The following is a 406-nucleotide window of genomic DNA, read 5'->3' as shown; positions in this document are numbered from 1 at the left end:
GCGAAAGCATTAACACTTGAGTTCTCAAAACACTGTTTAAGTGTCTTGAATATTCTAAAAACTAAGGCGAGTCCACTTCCTGGTCGGAGGTGAGACAAGTAAAAACCAGCTGGTCATGATATGACTCAAATAGCTTTGACAGTTCCGATTGTCATAAGCGCAGCAAGTTGGTTGTTAGGCAAAGCCGTGGGGTGAGCGAGGAATGAGTGTAGCAGCGCTACATGATTGACGAGCGAGACTCACAATGCAGCATAACAATCAAATTGCAAGCGAAACCTATCTGGGTTGTATGGTTAAGTGACCAAGCGTATACGGTGGATGCCTTGGCAGTCAGAGGCGATGAAGGACGTAATAACTTGCGAAAAGCGTTGGCGAGCTAGTAATAAGCATTTGAGCTAACGATATC

General features: G+C 44.8%; 1 rRNA gene. It reads left to right on the top strand.

The features are described from left to right. Positions 1-291: 291 nt before the first annotated feature. Positions 292-406, top strand: a 23S ribosomal RNA gene (locus H5125_RS21830); the annotation flags it as partial.

Origin of the sequence: Shewanella sp. SR44-4 (assembly GCF_014163715.1) — a bacterium.
Classification (GTDB): Bacteria; Pseudomonadota; Gammaproteobacteria; order Enterobacterales; family Shewanellaceae; genus Shewanella.
The sequence above is the reverse complement of the archived record's forward strand: the minus strand, read 5'-3'. Positions and strand labels throughout refer to the sequence as shown.